This window comes from Candidatus Pantoea persica, assembly GCF_013753875.1.
Classification (GTDB): Bacteria; Pseudomonadota; Gammaproteobacteria; order Enterobacterales; family Enterobacteriaceae; genus Pantoea; species Pantoea persica.
In genome coordinates this window covers 131,262-150,021 of sequence record NZ_SMDS01000020.1, presented here as the reverse complement: position 1 = coordinate 150,021, position 18,760 = coordinate 131,262, and the positions used below count along the sequence as shown (strand labels likewise).

The window sequence follows — 18,760 nt, the reverse complement described above, 5'->3', positions numbered from 1 at the left end:
TCGTCATGCGGGATGTTTCTCTATAATACCGCCCGTTTTATTCTTGTTGTGCCCTATGAAGCGTCGTCCAGCGCTCTGACGAGAGATTAAATGATGGAAATTCTGCGTGGTTCGCCCGCCCTGTCGGCATTTCGTGTAAACAAACTGCTGACCCGCTTTCAGGACGCACACCTGCCGGTGAGTGACATTTACGCCGAGTACGTCCATTTTGCTGATGTCAGCGCACCGCTGAACGATGATGAAAAAGCGCGCCTGCAGCGCCTGCTGAAATACGGTCCTTCTCTCGCCGAACATGCGCCGCAAGGCCGCCTGTTGCTGGTAACGCCGCGTCCCGGCACTATTTCGCCCTGGTCCTCTAAAGCAACCGACATCGCGCACAACTGCGATCTGCCGCAGGTGCGCCGTCTGGAGCGCGGGCTGGCGTTCTATGTCCATGCGCCGCAGCTGACCGAGGCGCAGTGGCAGACGTTGCAGTCGCTGCTGCACGTTCGCATGATGGAGTGCATGTTCAGCGATCTGGCGCAGGCCGAGGCGCTGTTTGCCCATCATGAGCCGCAGACGCTGAAAAGCGTGGACGTGCTGAACGGCGGCCGTCAGGCGCTGGAGCAGGCCAACTTCACGCTGGGCCTGGCGCTGGCGGACGACGAAATTGACTACCTGCTCGACGCCTTCCAGCGTCTGGGGCGCAACCCGAACGATATCGAACTCTATATGTTTGCGCAGGCCAACTCCGAGCACTGCCGTCATAAAATCTTCAACGCCGACTGGATCATCGACGGCAAAAAGCAGCCGAAGTCGCTGTTTAAAATGATTAAAAACACCTTCGAGACCACGCCCGATCACGTATTGTCCGCCTATAAGGACAACGCGGCGGTCATGGAAGGCTCGGAAGTGGGCCGCTTCTTCGCCGACGCGCAGAAGGGCGAATATGAGTACTATCAGGAAGCGGCGCATATCCTGATGAAGGTCGAGACCCATAACCATCCCACGGCGATCTCGCCGTGGCCGGGCGCGGCCACCGGTTCCGGCGGCGAAATTCGCGACGAAGGCGCCACCGGACGTGGCGCCAAGCCGAAGGCGGGCCTGGTGGGCTTCTCGGTGTCTAACCTGCGCATTCCGGGCTTCGAGCAGCCGTGGGAAGAGGATTTCGGCAAGCCAGACCGCATCGTCAGCGCGCTGGATATCATGACCGACGGCCCGCTGGGCGGCGCGGCGTTCAACAACGAATTCGGCCGTCCGGCGCTGAACGGCTACTTCCGTACCTATGAAGAGCAGGTCAACAGCCATAACGGCGTTGAGCTGCGCGGCTACCATAAGCCGATCATGCTGGTGGGCGGTATCGGCAACATCCGCGCCGATCACGTACAGAAGGGCGAAATCACCGTGGGCGCGAAGCTGATCGTGCTGGGCGGCCCGGCGATGAATATCGGCCTGGGCGGCGGCGCGGCCTCCTCAATGGCCTCTGGCCAGTCAGACGCCGATCTCGACTTCGCCTCAGTACAGCGCGACAACCCGGAAATGGAGCGCCGCTGCCAGGAAGTGATCGACCGCTGCTGGCAGATGGGCGAAGCGAACCCGATTCTGTTTATTCACGATGTCGGCGCGGGTGGCCTCTCTAACGCGATGCCGGAGCTGGTGAGCGACGGCGGCCGCGGCGGCCGTTTCAACCTGCGCGACATCCTCAGCGATGAGCCGGGCATGAGTCCGCTGGAAGTGTGGTGCAACGAATCGCAGGAGCGCTATGTGCTGGCGGTGGCGCCAGAGAAGCTGGCGGAGTTCGACGCGCTGTGTCAGCGCGAGCGCACACCCTACGCGGTGATTGGCGAAGCGACCGAAGAGCAGCATCTGAGCCTGGCCGACCCGCACTTTGACAATACCCCTATCGATATGCCGCTCGACGTGCTGCTGGGCAAAACGCCGAAAATGACGCGCGACGTCGTGACGCAGCAGGCCAAAGGCGAAGCGCTGCTGCGCGACAACATTACCCTGAGCAACGCGGTCAACCGCGTGCTGCATCTGCCAACCGTGGCGGAGAAGACCTTCCTTGTCACCATCGGCGACCGCAGCGTGACTGGCATGGTAGCGCGCGACCAGATGGTCGGTCCGTGGCAGGTTCCAGTCGCCAACTGTGCGGTCACCACCGCCAGCCTCGACAGCTATCACGGCGAAGCTTTCGCAATGGGCGAACGCGCGCCGGTCGCGCTGCTCGATTTCGCCGCCTCCGGCCGTCTGGCGGTAGGCGAAGCGCTTACTAACATTGCGGCGACGCAGATTGGCGATCTGAAACGTGTCAAGCTCTCCGCCAACTGGATGGCCGCGGTAGGCCATCCGGGTGAAGATGCTGGCCTGTACGAAGCGGTAAAAGCGGTAGGCGAAGAGCTTTGCCCGGCGCTCGGCATCACCATTCCGGTGGGCAAAGACTCCATGTCGATGAAAACCCGCTGGCAGCAGGGCATTGAGCAGCGCGAAATGACCGCGCCGCTGTCGCTGGTGATCACCGCCTTTGCTCGCGTAGAGGATGTGCGCCGCACCGTGACGCCGCAGCTGCAGCCAGACAGCGACAACCTGCTGCTGCTGATCGATCTCGGCAACGGCGTGAACACGCTGGGCGCCACCGCGCTGTCGCAGGTCTACCGTCAGCTGGGCGACAAGCCGGCCGACGTGCGTGATGCGCAGCAGCTGGCGGGCTTCTTTAACGCCATGCAGGCGCTGGTGGCGCAGCAGAAGCTGCTAGCCTACCACGACCGCGGCGACGGCGGCCTGCTGGTGACGCTGGCGGAAATGGTTTTTACCGGCCACTGCGGCATCGAGGTTGATATCGCCGCGCTGGGCGGCGATGCGCTGGCGGCGCTCTTTACCGAAGAGCTGGGCGCGGTCATTCAGATCAAGGCGGAGGATCGCGCAGCCGTAGAACAGCTGCTGGCGGATCACGGTCTGGCCAGCTGCAGCCACGTGCTTGGCAGTGCGCAGCGCGGCGACCGCTTCGTGATCCGCTCGGGCGACAGCGCGGTCTACAGCGAAAGCCGCACCACGCTGCGCATCTGGTGGGGCGAAACCAGCTGGCAGATGCAGCGTCTGCGCGACAACCCTCTCTGTGCCGATCAGGAGCATGACGCGCGCAAGGATGACAACGATCCGGGCCTGAACGTGCACCTGACCTTCAAGCCGGAAGAGGACGTCGCGGCGCCGATGATCGCCACCGGCGCGCGCCCGCGCGTGGCGGTGCTGCGCGAGCAGGGTGTCAACTCTCATGTTGAGATGGCGGCGGCCTTCCATCGCGCCGGCTTTGTCGCCGTCGACGTGCATATGAGCGACCTGCTGGCGGGACGCCGCGGTCTGGAGGAGTTCCAGGCGCTGGTAGCCTGTGGCGGCTTCTCCTACGGCGACGTGCTGGGTGCAGGCGAAGGCTGGGCAAAATCGATTCTGTTCAGCAACCGCGTGCGCGATGAGTTCGAGACCTTCTTCCATCTTCCGCAGACGCTGGCGCTCGGCGTCTGTAACGGCTGTCAGATGATGTCGAACCTGCGCGAGCTGATCCCAGGCAGCGAACTCTGGCCGCGCTTTGTGCGCAACCAGTCTGAGCGTTTCGAAGCGCGCTTTAGCCTGGTTGAAGTGGCGGCCAGCCCGTCGCTGCTGCTGGACGGCATGATCGGCTCCCATATGCCGATTGCGGTTTCGCACGGCGAAGGCTTCGTCGAAGTGTGTGACGGCGCGCATCTCGCCGCGCTGGAGGCGAAAGGTCTGGTGGCGCTGCGCTTTGTCGATAATTACGGCAAGGTGACCGAGCGCTATCCCGCTAACCCGAACGGCTCGCCAAACGGCATTACGGCGGTAACCAACGAAAGCGGACGCGTCACCATTATGATGCCGCACCCGGAGCGCGTTTTCCGTACGGTAAGCAACTCCTGGCATCCGGCGGAGTGGGGCGAAGACAGCCCGTGGATGCGTATTTTCCGCAACGCGCGTAGGCAGCTCGGCTAAGAGGCTAAGCGTGAAAGCAGCAATAAAAAGGAGACAGCGATGTCTCCTTTATTTACGTCTGTTGGCAAACGGCGACAGGCAGGTAGATTGAGTGTCGCAAAAGGCGACACTTAAATCATTGAAAATAAATGGTTAATTATTTTCCGCCATAGACTGTTGGGTGTTGACGACAGTTTCTACCTCGGCCCGCTAGCGGTATCGCCTGCGCTGCACTCCGATATAGGCAACTTGCTGAAAAAGAAAGTTATTTATTTTGTGGCATGATAATTGCTAAAAATCAGGACGTGGCTCATTCTCCTGTTTATGATTGCCCCACACTGCGGTCAAGAGCTCATAAAAACTGAATGACGCACCAAACGGAGCCTGCCGTCCACTAACCGATAATCGTTTGCTCTGCTACGTTATCAGACACCGGGCGCAACGTTGAGTAAGGCTCCACCTCTTTTCCGGCGATGCTGTGGCGTCGCTCTAGCGGCAGACCGAAAGGTCTGCCGTTTTCATTTACACTCTATCTTCAACCGGCGGACTTCGTTAGCATCCTCACAGCGTTTACTGAAGGAAGCGACCGCGTGAAAAAATGGCAATTATTTCCCCGTTCGTTGCGCCAGCTGGTGCTGATGGCCTCTTTGCTGCTGCTGCTGCCGCTTTTGTTGCTGACCTGGCAGGCCTGGGAAAGCCTGTCGTCGCTGAGCAATCAGGCCGCCGATACCAACCGCAACGCCTTTACCGACGTGCGCCGCAGCGAGGCGATGGCGCGCACCGCGCTGGAGCTGGAGCGCAGCTACCGTCAGTACTGCGTGCTGGGCGACGCGACGCTAGCGCGCCTCTATCAGACCCAGCGCGCCCGCTACAACCAGATATTCGACGCGCATGCTGCCAGCCTGCCGGCGCTGGCCGCCTTTCAGACGCTGCGCACGAAGCTGCCGCAGCTGACCGAGCTACGCTGCGATAACGGCAACCCAGCGGCCGCCGCCTCGCAGGTGCTGGAGCGCTTCTCCGCTACCAATGCGCAGCTGGTGCAGGAGACGCGCGAGGAGGTGTTTGCGCGCGGGCTACAGCTGCAGCGCGAAATCGCTGACCGCGGGCAGTTCTTCGGCTGGCAGGCGCTGATCCTGTTTATCGTCAGCCTGGCGCTGGTGCTGCTCTTTACGCGCATGATTATCGGGCTGGTCAAAAGCGTCGAGCGCATGATCAACCGGCTCGGCGAAGGGCGCGAGCTGGGCGCCAGCGTAGCGTTTCGCGGCCCACGCGAGCTGCGATCGCTGGGCCAGCGCATCGTCTGGCTGAGTGAACGCCTCGCCTGGCTGGAGACGCAGCGTCACGAATTTTTGCGCCACCTGTCGCACGAGCTGAAAACGCCGCTGGCCAGCCTGCGTGAAGGCACCGAGCTGCTGGCAGATGAGGTGGTCGGTACGCTTAACGGCGAGCAAAAAGAGGTGGTGGCCATTCTCGACGGCAGCAGTCGCCATCTGCAACGCCTGATCGAACAGCTGCTGGAATACAACCGCAAGCTGGCGGAGGCGCCGACGGCGCTGGAGCCGGTGAATATCGTCGAGCTGGTCGACATGGTGATCGGCTCGCATGCCCTGCCGGCGCGCGCTAAGCTGATGCATGTGCACTGCGATTTGCAGGCAAAACGCTGCCTTGCCGAACCGATGCTGCTGATGCGCGCCATTGACAACTTGTACTCTAACGCCGTGAACTATGGCGGTGAATCCGGTAGCATCTGGCTACGCAGCCGACTGCACGGCGAGAAAGTGTGGATTGAGGTGGCCAACACCGGCGTGCCCATTCTCGCGGAAGAGCGGGCCATGATATTCGAACCCTTTTTTCAGGGCAGCCAGCAGCGCAAAGGGCCGGTAAAAGGCAGCGGGCTGGGGCTGAGCATTGCGAAAGATTGTCTGCGCCGCATGCAGGGCGATCTGCAGCTGGTCGACAGCAGCGAGGCCGACGTCTGTTTTCGTATTGAACTGAACCACACAGCCGGGATTTCTGACCGATGAGAATCATCTTTGCTCCACTTCTTACGGCGCTGCTGGGCCTGTCGCTCTGCGGCGGCAGTGCCTCCTTGGCGCCCACCTCCGTACATAGCGACGCCGTGGTCGCCGAGCCGGAGGTTAAGCTACCCGACTACCTGTCGACCGACTGCGCCAGCGTCTGGCGCAACGAAAGCAGCGCGGCTACGGGAAATCCGCTCTACTGGCTACGTGCCATCGACTGCGCTGAGCGCCTTTCGCCCGCCGAGGCGCGAGCCGAAGCGCACCGCTGGCCGGTAGAGGGCTGGGCACGCGCCTTCAAGAACGGCATTCTGATGGCCAACGGCAACGTCACCCAGCTGGAGCGACGCCGCTATGTCGAGCTGCTGGACGAGTACGGCAGCCGTTTTCCCGGCGCGGTGCGGCCGCTGATTCAGCTGTGGCGCAGCAGCCAGGTCGCCCAGCTCGATCTCAGCGAAACGCGTTCGCGCTTCGCCCATCTGCAGCAGAGCAGTGACGCCCAGCTTGACGCGCTGCGCCAGCAGCAGATGAAGATGAGCAAAACCCTGAGCGACACGCAGCATAAGCTGGAGCGCCTGACCGATATCGAGCGTCAGCTCTCGTCGCGTAAGGCCCCCGACGTGACAGAGGGCGGGCATGCCCCGGAAGCGCCGCAGCGCGAGGAGCCCTGATGGCGAGACAAATGGCACGTTTACTGCTGGTGGATGACGATCCCAGCCTGCTGAAGCTGCTGGGCATGCGCCTCAGCAGCAAAGGCTACCAGATTACCACCGCCGCCAGCGGCCCGGAGGCGCTGCGCCAGCTGCAGAAAGCGCCGATCGATCTGGTGATCAGCGATCTGCGCATGGATGAAATGGACGGGCTGGCGCTGTTTGGCGAAATTCAGAAGCGCGATCCCGGCCTGCCGGTTATTATCCTCACCGCCCACGGCTCGATTCCTGATGCCGTCTCCGCCACGCAGCAGGGCGTATTCAGCTTTCTGACCAAGCCGGTGGATCGCGATGTGCTCTACAAGGCTATCGACGATGCGCTTGCGCAGCGCGCGCCGGCCAGCAACGATCGCTGGCGCGAAGCGATCGTCACCCGCAGCCCGATCATGCTGCGGCTGCTGGAGCAGGCGCATATGGTGGCTCAGGTCGACGTCAGCGTGCTGATTAACGGCCAGAGCGGCAGCGGCAAAGAGATGCTGGCGCAGGCGATTCACGCCGCCAGCCCGCGCGCCGGCAAACCCTTTGTCGCCATCAACTGCGGCGCGCTGCCTGAACAGCTGCTGGAGTCGGAGCTATTCGGCCACGCCCGCGGCGCCTTTACCGGCGCGGTAAGCGCGCGCGAAGGGCTGTTTCAGGCGGCGGAAGGCGGCACGCTGTTTCTGGATGAAATCGGCGATATGCCGCCGTCGCTTCAGGTTAAGCTGCTGCGTGTACTGCAGGAGCGTAAAATCCGGCCGCTCGGCAGCAATCAGGACTGCGATATCGACGTGCGCATCATTTCCGCGACGCACCTCGATCTGCCTAAGGCGATGGAGAAAAAGGAGTTCCGCGAGGATCTCTTTTACCGCCTCAACGTGGTGAACCTGCGCCTGCCCGCGCTGCACGAGCGCACTGAGGATATTCCGCTGCTCGCCAACCATCTTCTGCGGCAGGCGGCGGATCGGCACAAACCTTTTGTGCGCAGCTTCTCGGTGGACGCCATGAAGCACCTGATGTCGGCCAGCTGGCCGGGCAACGTGCGGCAGCTGGTCAACGTCATCGAGCAGTGCGTGGCGCTGACCTCATCGCCGGTGATCAACGATTCGCTGGTAGAGCAGGCGCTCAGCGGCGAAAACAGCGCGCTGCCAACCTTCGTCGAGGCGCGCAACCAGTTCGAGCTGAACTATCTGCGCAAGCTGCTGCAGATGACCAAAGGCAACGTCACCAATGCGGCGCGGCTGGCGGGGCGCAATCGCACCGAGTTCTATAAGCTGCTGTCCCGACATGAACTGGACGCCAGCGATTTTAAAGAGTAGCTTTCTGGCGCGGAGAAGCACCTGAGCGCGCTGGCGGATGCAGCGGGCAAGATCCGCGGTTCAGCGATCTTGCCGGCAACGCACCCGTTGCTTCAGGCAGCGGGTATCACTAAGGCACCCCATCCGGCCACGGAGGGAGTGAGAAAAGGGGCTGACATGAAAAAGATTGATGCAATTATCAAGCCGTTCAAACTCGATGATGTGCGCGAGGCGTTGGCCGAGGTCGGCATCACCGGGATGACGGTTTCCGAAGTAAAAGGTTTCGGCCGCCAGAAAGGGCATACCGAGCTGTATCGCGGCGCGGAATATATGGTGGACTTCCTGCCGAAGGTGAAAATCGAGATGGTGGTCGGCGACGACATCGTCGACACCTGTATGGAAACCATTATGAAAACCGCGCAGACCGGCAAAATCGGCGACGGTAAAATCTTTGTTTTCGACGTCTCTCGCGTGGTGCGCATCCGTACCGGCGAAGAGGACGAAGAGGCGATTTAATTTCGGCAATAACCGACAGCGCCTGCGGGCGTTGTCGGTTAGCTAGGCGTCAGCGCGGGTGAAATGGCGCGATCGCAAAGAGGTTAACGTATCTCTCTGCCGATCCTTCCTGCGCGGCTGCCCACCTTGCCCCTGAGGCGCGCCCTTTACCGGACAAAGGCTTCGCGCAGGCGAAAAGGACTCGGCGCTGTGGTTCCCGGCGCGCGAGCCCTGGCTTCCCGCTTCATCTCATCCGCTTGCCAACGCGATATGCCGTTTGCGGCGCGCTTCTGGCGCGTCCTCAAAGCCCTTTGTGCGGACCAAATACTTCTAGTGAATGCGCGCGGCGTCAACGCCCGCATCGCGCAGCTGCCCGGCGATAAACTGCATAAAGCCGACCGGTCCGCACAGCCAGAACTGCGTGCGCTGGCAGCAGCGTCGCCAGATTATCCAGATTGGCACCATAGGCGCAGATGGCATTAAACAGCGCTTCGCGCTGGTTGCCGTTGCGCTGGTTATTCATATTGAAGACGTTTTTCAGTTCGGAATGCTGCGCCAGCATAGGAAGTGGGCGGTAAGTTTCGGTCCGACGGCGACGACGGCGGGCAGGGTGGATTTCACGGTGGCATTAGTGTGTGCGTCAAGCATAGGAGAATCTCTCCGGCTTCTTAAAGTTGTATTTTAAATGCATGTTATGATAGGGTGTCAGTCGTTGCAAATAACCCGAAAGATGTGCGGTCCAGTTCGGTGGCAAGCTTTTGCTACAACATGAAAAAAACGCGTCGCTAGAGAAAGAAATTTCAGCATGCCAGCTGGCGTGAAAAAAGCGTAAACATCCTGTGCCAGCGCGCGGCCAATTGTTTGCGTGAAAGAGGGAATTGCTGCTACCGTCACCTGGCAAAACGGTTTACACTGTGAGCCTTTAGCTTACGAGCTCTCGCAGGGGCAGGGAGCCTAAACTGCCGTTAAAAAGTTAGCTGAGTCAGGAGATGCGGATGTTAAAGCGTGAAATGAACATTGCCGATTATGATGCCGGGTTGTGGCAGGCGATGGAGCAAGAGAAAGTGCGTCAGGAAGAGCACATTGAACTGATTGCTTCTGAAAACTACACTAGCCCACGTGTAATGCAGGCGCAAGGTTCGCAGCTCACCAATAAATACGCGGAAGGGTATCCGGGCAAACGCTACTACGGCGGCTGTAAGTATGTGGATATCATTGAGCAGCTGGCTATCGATCGCGCCAAAGCGCTGTTCGGTGCCGACTTCGCGAACGTCCAGCCGCACTCCGGCTCGCAGGCTAACTTTGCTGTCTATACCGCGCTGCTGCAGCCGGGCGACACTATTCTGGGCATGAACCTGGCGCACGGCGGCCACCTGACTCACGGTTCTCCGGTCAACCTGTCAGGCAAACTCTATAACGTGGTGCCTTACGGCATCGACGAAAGCGGCAAAATCAACTACGACGAGCTGGCTGAATTGGCGAAAACGCACCAGCCGAAAATGATCGTCGGCGGCTTCTCTGCCTACTCCGGCATCTGCTACTGGGCGAAAATGCGCGAAATCGCCGACAGCGTGGGCGCCTGGCTGTTCGTCGATATGGCGCACGTGGCAGGACTGGTCGCGGCTGACGTCTATCCGAACCCGGTGCCGCACGCGCATATCGTTACCTCTACCACCCACAAAACCCTGGCGGGTCCGCGCGGCGGCCTGATCCTGGCGAAAGGCGGCGACGAAGAACTTTACAATAAGCTGAACTCCGCCGTCTTCCCGGGCGGTCAGGGCGGTCCGCTGATGCACGTTATCGCCGGTAAAGCGGTAGCGTTCAAAGAGGCGATGGAGCCGGAATTCAAAGCCTATCAGCAGCAGGTGGCGAAGAACGCCAAAGCGATGGTAGAAGTGCTGATCGAACGCGGCTACAACATCGTTTCAGGTGGCACCTATAACCACCTGTTCCTGATCGATCTGGTCAGCAAAAATCTGACCGGTAAAGAGGCGGATGCCGCGCTAGGCCGCGCCAACATCACCGTGAACAAAAACAGCGTGCCGAACGATCCGAAAAGCCCGTTCGTTACTTCCGGCGTGCGCATCGGTACCCCAGCGGTCACCCGTCGCGGCTTTAAAGAGGCGGAAGTGCGTGAGCTGGCGGGCTGGATCGCCGACGTGCTGGATAACGTCAACGACGAGGCGACTATCGAACGCACCAAGCAGAAAGTGCTGGAAGTGTGTGCCCGCCTGCCGGTATACGCATAAGCGACCGATGTTGCGCGACAGCGGTAAAAGGATGGCTTCGGCCATCCTTTTTTATTGGTGCTTTTCCGGTAAAGTAGCGCGCACTATTACTAAAGGACAGGTGTTGCTGGTGGGAACATGGCGATCGGCTCGTCGAAATAGCTGGGTCTCGGCTATTTCACCTACTTTTTTTGCTATGGCATTTATTTGCCTTTCTGGAGCGCTGGCTGAAGGGCGCCGCCCTTGATGCGGAAAAAATCGGCCTGCTGCTTGGCTGAGGCATGGTAGCGCGCCTTGTCGGCAGCCTGCTGATCGCCTCGCAGGTCAGGCAGCCGACGCAGCTGGTGACCGCGCTGCGGCTGCTGGCGCTGATGACCTGCCTGTTCGCCGCCGATTACTGGGTGGGGACGCAGTGGCTGCTGCTGGTGATGGTCGGCTTCAACCTCTTTTTTTCGCCGTTGGTGCCGCTCAGCAACGTGCTAGCCGCCACTTGGACGCAGCAGATCGGCCTGAAGTATTGAAGTATGGGCCGGTGAGGCTGTGGGGCTCGCTGGCGTTTGTCATCAGCTTGGCGCTGACCGGCGTGCTGGTGAACTACTAGTCTTCCCAGGCGATTCTGGCGTTGCTCTCTGTGGGGCTGCTGGCGATGCTGATCGGCATGCTGCTGACGCCGGGCACGCCGCCGCAAGGCGAGGCGCGATCTGCTGCGCGAAAACAGCGTCTGGCGCTTTATGCTGTGCGTGACCCTGATGCAGGGCGCGCACGCCGCCTACTATGTATGGCTTCAGCGCCCTCTGGTGGGAGCAGAGCGGCTACTCCGCGTCGGTAGTGGGCTACCGACGGTCGCTTGGCGTGGTGGCGGAGATTGTGATTTTCGCTCTGAGCAACCGCTAGTTCCGCTGCTAGGCCGCGCGCGATCTGCTGCAGCTCTCCGGCGTCTGCGCGATGGTGCGCTGGATGATGCTGGGCGCGACCACCGACCTGCCGTTGCTCATCGTCGAGCAGATCCTGCACTGCGGCAGCTTTACCGTCTGCCATCTGGCGGCGATCCGGCTTTATCGCCGCTCGCCGCGGTCCCGATGTGATTCGCCTGCAGTCGGTCTATTCGGCGCTGGTGATGGGCGGCGGCATTGCCGTGATGACGATGATCTGCGGCGTGCTCTTTAGCCACCTGCAGGGACACCTGTTCTGGGTCATGGCGCTGCCGGCGCTGTTTCTGCGCCCGCGTCCCGCTCAGGCTTCCAGCAGCGCGCGGATGCGCTGCTGCTGATGTTCGCTCAGCGGCAGTTCGGCGTGGATAAGCGGCGGGGAGTAGAGGGGCAGCGAAGTGGCGTAGGGCGAGATCACCAGCGCAATGTCGCGCGGCGCGCCGTCGCGCTGAAAACCCTCTTTGTCCTGATACTTGATATTGAGCGGCAGCAGCGTGACCTCGCGGATTTGCTGCTCAATCTCCTGCTCAAGGTGGGCATCGTCGCCGGTCAATAGCAGCACCTGCTTCTCCTGCAGCGCGCTCTCCTGCATCAGCCAGGCACCGAATATCACCGCGGTCAGGCTCATCTCTTCTTGGCTGAAACGCAGCGCAAAGTGCGCTTCGAAATTGCTCAGCGCCTGCTGGGTGGTACACAGCAGGCGCGGATATAGCTTGCTGACCTCAAGCGCTACGCTGTTATCGATGCCGATGGCGAAATAGTGGCGGTCCAGCGCCTGCGCCAGGTGCGTATAAAGTTGCTGCGTCAGCCTGGCACGATCGCCGAAGCGAACCGCCGCCTGATGCTCGAACGCGCCGATCATCTGCTCTGTCGCCTGCATCAGGCGCTGTCCGCTGGGATGGTGCAGGGTGTCGGCGCCGGGCGCGTGGATCAGGCTGAACAGCAGCGTCCAGAAATCCGCTTCGCTGACCGGGGGCGCTAGGTGACAGCGCTTCTGCCAGTGCAGAATGACGTCCAGCGCCGCGTCGTGCTCCACTTTTTGCTGTAGCCAGGCGCGCTGGCGCTCGTCAAACAGCGCAGGCTGGCGTTGCATCAGGCCATATTTCATATAGATCTGCAAAAACAGACGATCGCGCGCGCTGAAGTCGCGCGCCAGTTTCAGGCTGCAGTGCTGGATCAGCGCCTGCAGATTGGTTTCGTCATAGAGCGCCTTTTCGATTTTCATCGCTTTCAGCCGTTGGCGCAGCGGCGTGGCGAAATGCGCGCGCACGAACGCCTCTGACAAGCGAAGCGCGCGCCGCAGCCAGTGCAGCAGGCAAAGTCGTCGATCCAGCTCGGTACCATGAATGCGAAAACTGCCGTCCACCATCTGATGCAGCTCCAGCTGGTGGTAACGGTGTATCTCATCGCCGACATCTTCAATATCCTGTCGGGCGACGACGGCGTCAACCCCGTTCAGTTGACAGAGTTTTTTAAGCGTAAGCGCGGGAGAGGGCAGATAGAGCAGCAGTAGTAAATGACAACGGCGCTGCGATCGTGTGAAGAGTGGTGCCGAAGAGGGAGCAGAACTCATCAGTCTAGATTCCAGCGGTCCAGTATTGCGCTAAGGATAGCCAATGGCGAAAAAAGCCGCGGCGTTCGTCAGTTTTTTTTGCAATGCTTCAGCACGGGTCACAATTTTTTGGTACTCATAATGGCTTTCATCGGGAAATGTAGCTTTATAATATTATGCAGCGCATAATTTTATTTCTGCTGATGCTGCTGAGTGTGGCCGCTTGGGCCTACCCGCACAGCTTTATCGATATGCGAACCGAGCTGCTCGCCGACGGCGACGCTTTTGCCGGACTGAAGATGACCTGGACGATGGATGAGATAACATCTGCCGACCTGCTCTATGTGCGGGCGATGCACAGCCCGGCAGTACGGTGTGGAAAAAGCTGACGGCTGGCGTGGTGGCGAATGTGCTGGGGCAACAGTACTTTTCCGAAGTGTGTCACAACGGCCAGCGCGTGAAATTTCTTAATCTGCCGAAGGACTACAGCCTGTCGCGCAGCGGCAACAAAGCGGTGCTGGAATTTGTCATGCCGCTGGCGGAGCCGCAGCAGCTGGCCGGGCAGCGCTTTGAGATCCTGACCTTCGATCCTACCTACTTTGTCTTTGTCGATACAACCGGCGCGGCGCGAACGCGCTCCGCCTTTGTGCTGGCGACGCCGAAGCCGGACGACAGCCTGAAGCAGTATGCGCTGTCGCTCGACAAGGCGGATGCGCCGCCGGAGCAGATGGATCTGGCGGCAGTTCATGCAAAAGGTGACCCTGCATGTCATTGACGCTCTCCGGTGCGCGCGTCGCGTCTGGCCGCTCTGGCTGCTGGCCGCCGCGCTGGCGGGAGCCGGCCTCGCACTCTGGCTCTACCGGTCGCAGATCCTGCTGCAAAGCGTGATCTGGCAGAAAGTGCTGCATCAGCCGATGGCTTAGCTGCAGCAGCAGGTGAAGGCGTAGCCCAATCGCGCTGGCGTGATGCTGGTGGCATTCAGTCTTACCTATGGCATCCTGCATGCGCTGGGGCCGGGCCACAGTAAAGTGGTGATCGCCACCTTTCTCGCCACGCATCCGACGCGGCTTAAAACCAGCCTCCGGCTGACGCTGCTGGCGTCGCTGCTGCAGGGCAGCTTGGCGATTGCGCTGGTTATCCTGATGCTGGTGCTGCTGCAAACCTCGTCGCGCCAGCTGCACCTCAGCAGCAGCTGGCTGGAGAAGGGCAGCTATCTGCTGGTGATCGCCTTGGGGCTGTGGACCGACATGCGCAGCCTGCGCGCGCTGTGGCGGCATCTCCAGCCGCGGCGGGGCGTACGCATTTACGTACTGCACGCGCACTATCATCATTCGGCGCACTGCGGCTGCGGCCATGCGCATCTTCCCGACGCGCAGCAGGTCGCCGAGGCGGTCAGCGTGAAAACCCAGCTGTTGCTGGTGCTGTCGATGGGGCTGCGTCCCTGCTCGGGCGCGATTATGATGCTTCTCTTTTCCCGCGTCATCGGCGTGTATGGATAGGGCGTGCTGTCGGCGGCGGGTCATGGCGCTTGGCAATGCCCTGACCATTACTGCCATTGGCCTGACGGTGCAGCGTGCCCGCACGCTGGCGCAGCGGTTGACGCGCGATAATAGCGCCTCACCGACGGCGTCGCTGGTGCTGGCCGGCAGCCTGTTTTTGATTGTCATAGGGGGCCTGCTCTGGCAGAGCGCGGCGGCGGTGCCCGGCGGTATTCGTCCTTTCGGCTAACGGAGCGTAGGGCGTCAGGCAAATAAATAGCGTTGCCGGTTTGTTTTATTCCGCTTTGCTTATCTTTGTTATCGAACGCGCGTTAAGCGCAATCCCTTAACGATATATGTGGTGAAAATAGTTTTTTCGTCTACGCTAAATAAAAATAACCCAAAGTTAGTCCTCTAATTAATATTGATTATTTAACGTTGTCTGTTGCGAGGAGAACTACCATGCATGAAACCCGGATTAATAATGGTACAACAGAAACCATCACTGAAACCCACGCGGGATTACCGTTAAAACGTATTTCTTGGAGTGCGGTATTCGCAGGCGTAATTGGTGCGCTGATTGTCCATATTCTGCTGGCGCTGCTTGGCACGGCGATTGGTGCTACCACCGTTGATCCGCAGCAGGAGCAGAACCCGCTGCAGCATCTTGGCACGGGCGTGCTGGTCTGGACGGGCCTGAGCATGCTGATCGCAATGGCGGTGGGCAGCTATCTGGCTGGCCGTCTGGCGCAGCGTGAGGGTGCGCTGCATGGCCTGCTAATGTTTGGCCTCAGCACCTTATTCACTATATGGCTGGCGATTTCTTTCGCTACCTCCCTGGTCGGCGGCGCGTTCAATATTGTTGGCGCGGCCTTCCAGGCGATGGGCAGCGGAATTTCCGCCGCCGCGCCGACGGTAACCAATTCTGCTAAACAGAAGCTGCAGGAAAATAATATCAATCTGGACGATCTGCAAAATGAATTGCAGACTACGCTGCGCCAGACCGGCAAGCCTGAACTGCAGCCGGAGAATTTACAGCAGGATGTGAATAACGAAGCGAATAATGCGGAAAACCAGGCGCAGAATACCGCGCAAAATCCGCAAAACGCCGATACGGATATTACCAACAGGAATAGCGGCGTGATGAACCGTCATGCTGATACCCTGCAAGCGGCTGACCGTGACGCGCTGAAAAATATCATCAAGGCGTGCACTGGTAAGAGCGATCAGAAAGTAGAGCAGATCGTCAGCCAGAGCGAACAGAGCTATCAGAAAGCGATGCAGCAGTATCAGCAGCTGAAACAGCAAGCAGAGCAGAAAGCGCGCGAAGCGGCGGAGCAGGCTGCGAGGGCAACCGCGAAAGCGAGCTGGTACGCCTTCTTTATGCTGCTGATTGAAGCAGTGCTGGCGGCGGTGATGGGACGCGTTGGTCGTCGCACTCAGCCGCGTCAGGTGCTAAGTCACGAACGTCGCTAACCGGCGAGGTAAAAAAGAAAGGCGGCCGAAAGGCCGCTTTTTTTTTCAGGTTCGCAGCGCCGCTAAAACGCGGGTGATATAAAGCGAAGAGCAAAGCATCCCGCGCCAGGGACAAAAACGCCGAGGCGTTTTGAACAACGCAGCGCGTTGGCCTGGTAACGGGCGCACCTCAGGAAGGAGGTGCGTAATTGAGCGGGCCGAGCGATCGGGGATGATTCGAGCGACTTTGCGATCGGTTTATGTCACCAACGTCGGCATGGAATCGATTGTTAAAAAGGTGGCTACAGAGCCGCCTTTTTTATCTGTTAGCGCTTCAGCGCTTCGCTCAGCTCGTCACGCATGCTGAAGAGCAGCGATTTCACCACGCGCGGGTTGCCCGCAACGAGGTTGCCAGAATGCATATAGCCATGGCCGCCGGTGAAGTCGGTAACCAGACCGCCCGCTTCGCGCACCAGCAGCTCGCCTGCCGCGAAATCCCACGGCTTCAGGCCGATTTCAAAATAGCCGTCAACGCGACCGGCGGCGACATAGGCCAGATCCAGCGCGGCGCAGCCGGTGCGGCGGAAGTCGGCGCACTGGGTGAACAGCTTCGCTACCACGTTAATAAAGGCCGGCGCATGCTGCTTGGTTTTGAACGGGAAGCCGGTGGCGAGAATCGTGCCATCCAGATCGCGCGCGATGTTGCCGCGCAGACGGTAGCCGTTAAGCTGCGCGCCTTGGCCGCGAACGGCAGTAAACAGCTCGTTGCGCATCGGATCGTAAACCACCGCCACTTCGGTGCGGCCTTTGATACGTACGGCAATAGAGACGGAGAAGTGGGGCAGACGTTTGATAAAGTTGGTGGTGCCATCCAGCGGATCGATTACCCATTGAATATCCTGATCCTCGCCCGCCAGTTCGCCACTCTCTTCGGTGACGATAGAGTGATGCGGGTAAGATTTACGAATCACTTCGATAATCAGTCGTTCTACATCACGGTCAACATTAGTCATGAAGTCGTTGCTGCCTTTCTGGTTGACTTCGACCGCGTCCGGGGTTTCATAATTCTTGGCAATCAGGTTTCCGGCCTTGCGCGCAGCGCGCACGGCGATGTTGAGCATCGGATGCATCAGTATATCTCACTAGATGTTAAAGAACGAGGAAAAAAAGGTGGAGAGTATAGCAGCGCGTTCTTTAAATGTCTCGATTTAGGTTAGCATGCTGACCATCATTTCCTGACTGATGCCAACTATCTATCTATGCTGCAGAACAGCAGAACATTCGAATGGTGCTGGTTGAGACCTCTCACACCGGCAACATGGGCTCTATCGCCCGCGCTATAAAAACCATAGGCCTGAGTAGGCTTTACCTAGTTAATCCGCTGGTCAAACCCGACTCGCAAGCGATTTCGCTGGCGGCAGGCGCGCCAGCGACGTGATTGGCGACGCAAAGATCGTCGATACGCTGGACGACGCCATTGCCGGCTGTAGCCTTGGTGGTCGGCACCAGCGCGCTCGCTCGCTGCCCTGGCCTATGCTCGACGCGCGCGAATGCGGCGTGAAAAGCGTGGAAGAGGGCGCGCAGGCGCCGGTGGCGCTGGTGTTCGGCCGCAAGCGCGTCGGGATGACCAATGAGGAGCAGCAAAAGTGCCACTATCACGTGGCGATCCAGGCGACCCCGGAGTACAGCTCGCTTAACGTGGCGATGGCGGTGCAGATCATCGCTTATGAGGTGCGTATGGCGTGGCTGGCGGCGCAGGAAAAGGCGCAGCCGGCACCCGCTTATGCGGAGTCGCCCTATCCGCTGGTGGACGATCTTGAGCGCTTCTACCAGCACCTTGAGCAGATGATGATGCTCACCAGCGGCTTTATCCGCGAAGGCAACCCGGGCCAGGTCATGAGCAAGCTGCGCCGTTTCTATACCCGCGCACGTCCAGAGCGCGACGAGCTGAACATTCTGCGCGGCATGCTGGCCTCGTTTGAAAAGCGCAAAGGTGACAAGGAAACAAGAAATAGTTGAGTAAATTACCAGGTTAAATAGTTGAGCAGAATAGTCAGTTAAATAGTTGATCAAAACAATCGGGAATGTCAGACTTCGGACATCTGTTTGCTAATCCTCCGATAACCGGACGCTATTAAGGTAGTATGCTATGAGACTGACATCCAAAGGACGTTACGCCGTTACCGCCATGCTGGACGTTGCCCTGCATTCCCATGAAGGGCCGGTTCCACTGGCTGATATCTCCGAGCGTCAGGGTATTTCGCTCTCCTATCTGGAACAGTTATTCTCGTGTCTGCGCAAACATGGCCTGGTGGCCAGCTTTCGCGGTCCGGGCGGCGGCTATCTGCTGGGCAAAGCGTCCAGCGCCATTGCTGTGGGCGAAGTGATCACCGCGGTGGATGAGTCGGTGGATGCCACCAAATGTCAGGGCAAAGAGGGTTGCCAGGGCGGCGAGCGCTGCCTAACGCACGTGCTGTGGCGCGACCTCAGCGTACGCATCAGCGAGTTCCTGAATAACATCACGCTGGCGGAACTGGTGAATAAACAGGAGATCCTCGACGTGGCTGACCGCCAGAACGCACAGGACAATCGCCGCCTCCAGAACAACCGCGTTCAGGAAATCAACGTCAACCTCCGCGCCTCCTGATCCCCGCCTTGCGG

Annotated in this window: 11 protein-coding genes and 5 pseudogenes; 12 read left to right on the top strand and 4 right to left on the bottom strand. The window is 59.8% G+C overall.

Annotated elements, in window-relative coordinates; translation table 11 throughout:
* The first annotated feature begins 90 nt into the window (after nt 1-90).
* The 5 genes from purL (at nt 91) to glnB (ending at nt 8,478) form a co-directional block, all read left to right on the top strand.
* Nucleotides 91-3,981, top strand: coding sequence for a phosphoribosylformylglycinamidine synthase (gene purL, locus EIO60_RS13240; protein WP_258577062.1), 3,891 nt, complete (start codon nt 91-93; stop codon nt 3,979-3,981).
* Nucleotides 3,982-4,550: 569 nt separating this feature from the next.
* Complete coding sequence (locus tag EIO60_RS13235; protein WP_258577061.1) at nt 4,551-5,984, top strand: sensor histidine kinase; 1,434 nt, start codon at nt 4,551-4,553, stop codon at nt 5,982-5,984.
* Complete coding sequence (qseG, locus tag EIO60_RS13230) at nt 5,981-6,649, top strand: two-component system QseEF-associated lipoprotein QseG (protein ID WP_258577060.1); 669 nt, start codon at nt 5,981-5,983, stop codon at nt 6,647-6,649. Before EIO60_RS13235 ends, qseG begins: the two co-directional genes overlap by 4 nt.
* On the top strand, nt 6,649-7,983 hold the full coding sequence (gene glrR / locus EIO60_RS13225; protein ID WP_258577059.1) for a two-component system response regulator GlrR: 1,335 nt from the start codon (nt 6,649-6,651) through the stop codon (nt 7,981-7,983). Before qseG ends, glrR begins: the two co-directional genes overlap by 1 nt.
* A 156-nt stretch (nt 7,984-8,139) precedes the next feature.
* A complete protein-coding gene (gene glnB, locus EIO60_RS13220) occupies nt 8,140-8,478 on the top strand; it encodes a nitrogen regulatory protein P-II (protein WP_258577058.1) in 339 nt (112 codons plus the stop codon).
* A 309-nt stretch (nt 8,479-8,787) separates the two neighbouring features.
* Here glnB and EIO60_RS13215 read toward each other — a convergent pair whose 3' ends face one another.
* Together EIO60_RS13215 and EIO60_RS13210 are read right to left on the bottom strand one after the other, a co-directional pair.
* Nucleotides 8,788-8,922, bottom strand: a complete 135-nt coding sequence (locus EIO60_RS13215) for a hypothetical protein (protein ID WP_258577100.1) — start codon at nt 8,920-8,922, stop codon at nt 8,788-8,790.
* Nucleotides 8,882-9,105 (bottom strand): annotated as a pseudogene (locus EIO60_RS13210) (NO-inducible flavohemoprotein); the annotation flags it as partial. The gene EIO60_RS13215 and the pseudogene EIO60_RS13210, both read right to left, overlap by 41 nt.
* Nucleotides 9,106-9,452: 347 nt before the next feature.
* Between EIO60_RS13210 and glyA the strand changes: the two are divergent.
* Nucleotides 9,453-10,706: a serine hydroxymethyltransferase gene (glyA, locus tag EIO60_RS13205; RefSeq protein WP_258577057.1), complete on the top strand. Its 1,254-nt coding sequence runs from the start codon at nt 9,453-9,455 to the stop codon at nt 10,704-10,706.
* A gap of 141 nt (nt 10,707-10,847) precedes the next feature.
* Nucleotides 10,848-11,955 (top strand): annotated as a pseudogene (locus EIO60_RS13200) (3-phenylpropionate MFS transporter).
* Here EIO60_RS13200 and csiE read toward each other — a convergent pair.
* A complete protein-coding gene (gene csiE, locus EIO60_RS13195) occupies nt 11,919-13,187 on the bottom strand; it encodes a stationary phase inducible protein CsiE (protein ID WP_258577056.1) in 1,269 nt (422 codons plus the stop codon). The pseudogene EIO60_RS13200 and the gene csiE overlap by 37 nt on opposite strands.
* Nucleotides 13,188-13,342: 155 nt before the next feature.
* Between csiE and EIO60_RS13190 the strand changes: the two are divergent.
* From EIO60_RS13190 to EIO60_RS13180, 3 genes and pseudogenes are all read left to right on the top strand, one after another.
* Nucleotides 13,343-13,930, top strand: a pseudogene (locus EIO60_RS13190) (DUF1007 family protein); the annotation flags it as partial.
* A pseudogene (locus tag EIO60_RS13185) lies at nt 13,913-14,894 on the top strand (nickel/cobalt transporter). The pseudogenes EIO60_RS13190 and EIO60_RS13185, both read left to right, overlap by 18 nt.
* 212 nt (nt 14,895-15,106) lie before the next feature.
* Nucleotides 15,107-16,120 carry a TIGR04086 family membrane protein gene (locus tag EIO60_RS13180; RefSeq protein WP_258577055.1) on the top strand — a complete coding sequence of 338 codons (1,014 nt, stop codon included), beginning with the start codon at nt 15,107-15,109 and terminating at the stop codon, nt 16,118-16,120.
* 305 nt (nt 16,121-16,425) lie between these two features.
* Here the strand turns inward: EIO60_RS13180 and suhB are convergent, their stop codons facing one another.
* Nucleotides 16,426-17,229: an inositol-1-monophosphatase gene (suhB, locus tag EIO60_RS13175; protein WP_258577054.1), complete on the bottom strand. Its 804-nt coding sequence runs from the start codon at nt 17,227-17,229 to the stop codon at nt 16,426-16,428.
* Between the two features lie 155 nt (nt 17,230-17,384).
* On the opposite strand from suhB, the pseudogene trmJ reads away from it, so the two are divergent.
* Nucleotides 17,385-18,118: pseudogene (gene trmJ, locus EIO60_RS13170) on the top strand (tRNA (cytosine(32)/uridine(32)-2'-O)-methyltransferase TrmJ).
* 130 nt (nt 18,119-18,248) lie between these two features.
* Entirely contained in the window at nt 18,249-18,746 is a 498-nt protein-coding gene (iscR, locus tag EIO60_RS13165) for a Fe-S cluster assembly transcriptional regulator IscR (protein ID WP_258577053.1), read from the top strand.
* Nucleotides 18,747-18,760: the final 14 nt, after the last annotated feature.

Coding starts and splice junctions, on each gene's coding strand:
- purL (WP_258577062.1), top strand. CDS start 91: ATGATGGAAATTCTGCGTGGTTCGCCCGCCCTGTCGGCATTTCGTGTA.
- qseG (WP_258577060.1), top strand. CDS start 5,981: ATGAGAATCATCTTTGCTCCACTTCTTACGGCGCTGCTGGGCCTGTCG.
- glrR (WP_258577059.1), top strand. CDS start 6,649: ATGGCGAGACAAATGGCACGTTTACTGCTGGTGGATGACGATCCCAGC.
- glnB (WP_258577058.1), top strand. CDS start 8,140: ATGAAAAAGATTGATGCAATTATCAAGCCGTTCAAACTCGATGATGTG.
- EIO60_RS13215 (WP_258577100.1), bottom strand. CDS start 8,922: ATGGTGCCAATCTGGATAATCTGGCGACGCTGCTGCCAGCGCACGCAG.
- glyA (WP_258577057.1), top strand. CDS start 9,453: ATGTTAAAGCGTGAAATGAACATTGCCGATTATGATGCCGGGTTGTGG.
- csiE (WP_258577056.1), bottom strand. CDS start 13,187: ATGAGTTCTGCTCCCTCTTCGGCACCACTCTTCACACGATCGCAGCGC.
- EIO60_RS13180 (WP_258577055.1), top strand. CDS start 15,107: ATGCATGAAACCCGGATTAATAATGGTACAACAGAAACCATCACTGAA.
- suhB (WP_258577054.1), bottom strand. CDS start 17,229: ATGCATCCGATGCTCAACATCGCCGTGCGCGCTGCGCGCAAGGCCGGA.
- iscR (WP_258577053.1), top strand. CDS start 18,249: ATGAGACTGACATCCAAAGGACGTTACGCCGTTACCGCCATGCTGGAC.